5 protein-coding genes are annotated in these 5,923 nt (G+C 71.2%); 4 read left to right on the top strand and 1 reads right to left on the bottom strand.

Features of this window, described 5'->3' with window-relative positions; genetic code table 11:
* Positions 1-25: 25 nt before the first annotated feature.
* Positions 26-916, bottom strand: a complete 891-nt coding sequence (gene panB, locus GUY60_RS32930) for a 3-methyl-2-oxobutanoate hydroxymethyltransferase (RefSeq protein ID WP_161704580.1) — start codon at positions 914-916, stop codon at positions 26-28.
* A 182-nt stretch (positions 917-1,098) separates the two neighbouring features.
* On the opposite strand from panB, the gene GUY60_RS32925 reads away from it, so the two are divergent.
* The 4 genes from GUY60_RS32925 to GUY60_RS32910 form a co-directional block, all read left to right on the top strand.
* Positions 1,099-2,688, top strand: a complete 1,590-nt coding sequence (locus GUY60_RS32925) for an MFS transporter (RefSeq protein WP_161704578.1) — start codon at positions 1,099-1,101, stop codon at positions 2,686-2,688.
* 126 nt (positions 2,689-2,814) lie between these two features.
* Positions 2,815-3,510, top strand: a complete 696-nt coding sequence (locus GUY60_RS32920; RefSeq protein WP_161704576.1) for a TetR/AcrR family transcriptional regulator — start codon at positions 2,815-2,817, stop codon at positions 3,508-3,510.
* A 221-nt stretch (positions 3,511-3,731) separates the two neighbouring features.
* The gene (locus tag GUY60_RS32915) at positions 3,732-4,754 is read left to right on the top strand and encodes an endonuclease/exonuclease/phosphatase family protein (protein WP_161704574.1); all 1,023 of its coding nucleotides are present in this window, start codon (positions 3,732-3,734) and stop codon (positions 4,752-4,754) included.
* A 170-nt stretch (positions 4,755-4,924) separates the two neighbouring features.
* A partial coding sequence (locus GUY60_RS32910; protein ID WP_161704573.1) for an MFS transporter occupies positions 4,925-5,923 on the top strand: 999 nt, incomplete at its 3' end.

Below are 5,923 nucleotides of genomic sequence, written 5' to 3'. Positions count from 1 at the left end.
GGGTGGGGAGGGGATCACAGCGCGGTCAGTGGAACGCATGCTCCGGCGCAGGGAACGTACCGCCGCGTACGTCCGAGGCGAACTCCCGCGCCGCGTCCCCCATCACCGAGCGCAGCGCAGCGTACTGCTTCACGAAGCGCGGCATCTTCCCCGAGGTCAGCCCCATCATGTCCGTCCACACGAGGACCTGCGCGTCGCAGCCGGACCCGGCGCCGATGCCGACGGTCGGGATGTGCAGGGAGCGCGTCACCTCGGCGGCGAGCTCCTCCGGCACCAGCTCCAGGACGACGGCGAACGCGCCCGCGTCCTGCGCGGCCTTGGCGTCGCGGAGCAGGCGGTGGGCGTCCTCGTCGCCGCGGCCCTGGACGCGGTAGCCCATGGTGTTCACGGACTGCGGGGTCAGGCCCAGGTGCGACATGACCGGGATACCGGCGGCGACCAGCAACTCGGTCTGGGGGAGGGAGCGTTCGCCGCCCTCCAGCTTCACGGCGCCGACCCCGGCCTCCTTGACGAGCCGGGTGGCCGAGCGCAGCGCCTGCACCGGGCCCTCCTGGTACGTGCCGAACGGCAGGTCGCCGATGACCAGGGCGCGCTTGGTGCCGCGTACGACGGCGGCGCTGAGCAGGGTGACCTCGTCCAGGGTGACGGGCACGGTGGTCTCGTAGCCGAGGTGGCAGTTGCCCATCGAGTCGCCGACGAGCAGTACGGGGATGCCCGACTCGTCGAAGACGGAGGCGGTCATCGCGTCGTAGGCGGTGAGCATGGCCCACTTCTCGCCGCGCTCCTTGGCGCCGGCGAGGTCGCGGACGGTGACACGGCGGCTGGTCACGCCTCCGTAGAGCGACGTGGTGGACGTCTTGCTGCTGTGGGGCGCCTGCTCGGGGGCAGGCGTACGGGCAGCCGAGATCTGCGTCATGACGACGGCTCCTTCAGATGTCATCTCGAGGCGCCCTGACGGCGTCCCCGGATCACCGCCATGGTGGCACTTCGCGCGGGGGTGGCGCTAGGGCGAGGGTCACGACGGCGGACAGGTGAAGCCTCGGCAAAGGGTTTATCAATACGAGACGGTCTCGTATCGGAAAGGTCTACGTTGCTGCCATGACCACCCCTGCCGAAGCCGGGCCCTCCCGGATATCCGAAACCGTGCACCGCCGGCGCTGGCTGATCCTCGCCGTGCTGATGCTGAGCCTGCTGATCGTCGTCATCGACAGCTCGATCCTGAACGTGGCGATCAAGGTCATCGCGGGTCCCGAACCCGATGGACTCGGCGCCACCCAGAGCGAGCTGGAATGGGCGATCAACTCGTACACGCTGGTCTTCGCGGGCCTGCTGTTCACCGCCGGGCTGCTCGGCGACCGGATCGGCCGCAAGCGGCTCCTGGTCGCGGGCACCGCGCTGTTCGGCCTCGGCTCGGTCCTTGCCGCGTTCTCCAGCTCCCCGGAGCAACTCATCGCGTTCCGCGCGGTGATGGGCCTCGGCGGCGCCGCGGTGATGCCCGCGACCATGGCCATCCTGATGAACGTCTTCGAGCCCGACGAGCAGCCCAAGGCCATCGGCATCTGGGCGGGCAGCGTCGGCATGGCCATCGCGATCGGGCCGATCACCGGCGGACTGCTCCTGGAGCACTTCTGGTGGGGCTCTGTCTTCCTGGTCAACGTGCCCGTGGTGGTCATCGCCCTGATCGGCATGGTGCTGCTCGTGCCGGACTCCAAGGACCCGAACCCCGGCCGCATCGACCCGGTGGGCGTCGGGCTCTCCGTCGCCGGTCTCGTACTCCTGGTGTACGGCATCATCCGCGGCGGTGAACTCGCCGACTTCACCGACCCGTCGGTGCTCGGGACGAGCGGCGCGGGCCTCGCGATCCTGGTCGCGTTCGTGCTGTACGAGAAGCGCATCGACCACCCGTCCATCGACATCTCGCACTTCCGCAAGCCCGCCTTCTCCGCCGCCGTCACCGCCATCGCGCTTGTCTTCTTCGCGCTGATGGGCGTGACCTTCTTCTCCGCGTTCTACTGGCAGAGCGTGCGCGGCTACAGCCCCCTGGAGTCCGGGCTCCTGATCCTGCCGCTCGCCGTCGCGCAGATGCTGTTCGCGCCCCGCGCCCGGCTCGTCGTGGCCCGCTTCGGGGCGCGGGCCACCTGTACCGGGGGCATGCTCCTGGTCGCGCTCGGGCTCGCCGGGTTCGGGTTCTTCGACGCGGGTACGCCGCTGTGGCTGCTTGAGGTCGCGTACTTCCTCCAGGGCAGCGGGATGGCGCTGATCATGCCGCCGGTCACGGTCGCGATCATGCAGGCCCTGCCGCGCGAGAAGGCGGGCTCGGGCTCGGCCATGAACGGCACGTTCCGGCAGGTCGGCGGCGCCCTCGGGATCGCCGTACTCGGCTCGGTCCTGTCGGCCGTGTACCGCGGCGACATCGAGGGCCACCTCGGCTCGGTGCCCGACCGGGCGCGCGCGGCGGCGGGTGAGTCCATCGAGGCCACGCTGAGCGTCGCCGAGAAGCTGGGACCGGCCGGGCGCGCCCTGGTCGACCCCGCCAACTCGGCGTTCCTGCACGCCATGCACGTCACCGCGTGGTGCTCGGTGGCGGTCGCCCTGCTCGGCGCGGCGGTGGTCGCCCTGTTCCTGCCGGGCCGCCCACCGGCCACGACCGGGGAGCCCTCGCGGGAACGGGTGGGCGCGGCGGGCTGAGCGGGCGTACGGGTTCGTACGCCGCCGGAATACGCCGCCGGAAGCGGAAGGCCTGATTACGGGATGGGGCGGTACCGGGGAAAGAATCGCCTCAGCACAGCACGGACCGCAGACAGGAGCGCGGGCATGAGTCCGAAGGACGGCCAGGACGGTCAGGACCAGTGGCACGAGGACGGGGAAGGGGCAGCCGCCGCCCCCAAGGCCGCGCCGCGTGGCCGTCCCCGGAGCGAGGCCGTCGAACGGGCCATCATCGAGGGGGTGTTGAGCCTCCTCGAGCAGGGTGACTCGCTCGCCGACCTGTCCATCGAGCGGATCGCCCGTACCGCGGGCGTAGGCAAGGCCACCATCTACCGCCGCTGGAAGGGCAAGGAGGAACTCTTCGTCGACGTCATGTGGGCCATGGACGAACCCGAGGCGCCGCTGCCCGGCACGTCCGTGCGGGACGACCTGGTGGTGATCCTCGGCATGATGCGGCGCCGGGGCCTGGCCAAGCGGACCTCGGCCCTGTTGCAGGGGCTGCTCGCCCAGGCGAAGAGTTACCCCCGCCTCTGGGAGCTGTACCACCGCAATGTCGTCGACCTCAGGCGCCGCCGTACCGCCGAGGTGCTGCGGCGCGGCGTCGACAGCGGCGAGCTCCGCGCCGACCTCGACCCGGACCTGATGGTCGACCTGATCACCGGACCGATGCTGGCCCGCACCGTGCTGCGCCCGGACGCCGAACTCCCCGAAGGTCTCGCGGAGACGGTGGTGGACGCGGTGCTCGACGGCCTGCGCCGCCCGGCGCCGGAGCGGGCCCGCGACGGTCGGGCGACCTCCCCATGACGACCGGCTGACCAGCGGCTGACCAGCGGGGCCGGTCACGGCCGTGATTGTGCGCGTTTCGTCACAGGCGCCGCCCGCCCCCGCGGACCCGGAACTCCGTGCGGCCGTCTGTCGTCCTCGATCACGTACGGCCGTCGTGGACGGCACAGCGAGGGCGGCACCGGCATCCCCTAGGGTCAATGGGCGAAACGGTGTGCACAGCAGGTCAGTGAGGCGACGGAATGGCGCAGCGGTACATGGCGGAGACGGGGAGTCGCGGCTCGGGGCCCGAGCGGTCGGGGTCCCGTTTCCGGCGCCTGCGCGACAGCTGGCGCCAGGACCGGGGGATCTGGCGCCGGGGCCTCTTCCTCGCCGTACTCGGAGTGCTGCTCGCCCTGGTGATGCTGCTGCACGCGCACATCCCGAACCGGGTCGGCAACCTCGGCAGCCTCGTCGAGACCTTCCTGCCCTGGCTCGGCGCCGGCGTCCCGCTGCTCCTCGTCCTGGCCCTGATGCGGAAGTCCGCCACCGCCCTGATCGCGGTGCTGCTGCCCGCCGTGGTGTGGGTGAACCTCTTCGGCGGTCTGGTCTTCGACAAGTCCGGCGGCGGCGGTGACCTCACCGTCGTCACGCACAACGTCAACGCCGAGAACCCCGACCCCCAGGGCACCGCCCGCGAGGTGGCGCAGTCGGGCGCGGACGTGGTGGCCCTCGAGGAGGTCACCCAGGAGATCCTGCCCGTGTACGAGCGCGCCCTGGCCGGGACGTACAAGTACCACGCCGTCGAAGGCACCGTCGGCCTGTGGAGCAAGTTCCCGATGAGCGCCACCCGCCCCGTCGACATCAAGATGGGCTGGACCCGCGCCCTGCGCTCCACCGTGACCACCCCGCAGGGCGAGGTCGCCGTGTACGTGGCGCACCTCCCGTCGGTCCGGGTCAAGGCCAACGCGGGCTTCACCGCCGGTCAGCGCGACAACAGCGCGGAGGCCCTGGGCGTCGCCATCCGGGACGAACCGGCCGAGCGGGTCGTGCTCCTCGGCGACCTCAACGGCACGATGAACGACCGCGCGCTCTCCCCGGTCACCTCGCAGCTGCGCTCCACGCAGGGCGCGGCGGGCGACGGCTTCGGGTTCAGCTGGCCCGCCGGGTTCCCGATGGCGCGGATCGACCAGATCATGGTGCGCGGGGTCGAGCCGGGCTCGTCCTGGACCCTCCCGGCCACGGGCAGCGACCACCTGCCGCTGGCCGCCGAGGTCAAGTTCTGAGGGACGGGCCCGCCCAGGCCCTGACATCCGCTGTTAACGGGTGGCTCATCCCATGGAATACAACGCCTGAGAGACTTTGTTCCGTACGAGAACTTAAGTGCGTACTCCTTGTGTGTACGCCGCGTACGCCTCGTACGTCCTGACCTCCTGCCCGTCGTGAAGGGTCTCTCATGCCTGTGGCGCTGCTGGCGCTCGCCGTCTCCGCTTTCGGTATCGGCACCACCGAGTTCGTGATGATGGGCCTGCTGCCCAATGTCGCGGACGACCTGGGCACCTCCGTACCCACCGCCGGGTACCTGGTCTCCGCCTACGCCATCGGCGTTGTCATCGGTGCCCCGCTGCTCACCGCCCTCGGCTCCCGCGTCCCGCGCAAGAAGATGCTGGTGCTCCTGATGGCCCTCTTCACCGTCGGCAACCTGGCGTCCGCGCTCGCCCCGAACTTCGGCCTGCTCGCCGCGGGCCGGGTGCTCGCGGGCCTGCCGCACGGCGCGTTCTTCGGCGTCGGCGCGGTGGTCGCCGCCCGGCTCGTACGCGAGGGGCGCCAGGCCCGTGCCGTGGCCACCATGTTCCTCGGCCTGACCGTGGCCAACATCGTCGGCGTACCCGCCGCGACGCTGCTCGGCCAACACCTCGGCTGGCGCGCCACGTTCCTCGTCGTCGCCGCGATCGGCCTGGTCGCGATGGCCGCCCTCGGGAAGCTCGTCCCGTACGTCCCGATGGAGGCCGGCCAGAACCTCCGCCAGGAACTGCGCGCGCTCGGCGACCGGCAGGTGCTGCTCGGGCTGCTCACCGCGGTGTTCGGCTTCGCGGGCGTGTTCGCCGTCTACTCGTACCTCGCGTCCATGACCACGCAGGTCATGGGGATGGCCGAGTCCTCGGTGACGCTCGTCCTCGCGCTGTTCGGCATCGGCATGACGCTCGGAGCCCTCGCCGCGGGCCCGCTCACGGACCGCGCCCTGCGCCCCACCCTGTACGGCTCGCTCGGCGCCCTTGCCCTGGTCCTGCTGGCCTTCGACTACACGGTGCATGTGCGCTGGGCGGCGCTCGCGACGGTCGTCGTCCTCGGCGCGGTCGGCTTCATGACCACCACACCGCTCCAGATCCTCGTGATGCGCAAGGCCGCCCACGCCCCGACCCTCGCCTCGGCCTCCAACCACTCGGCCTTCAAC

It is taken from the genome of Streptomyces boluensis (assembly GCF_009908195.1).
GTDB classification, from domain to species: Bacteria; Actinomycetota; Actinomycetes; order Streptomycetales; family Streptomycetaceae; genus Streptomyces; species Streptomyces boluensis.
Note: the sequence above shows the minus strand (reverse complement) of the source record. Positions and strands in the feature narration are given on the sequence as shown.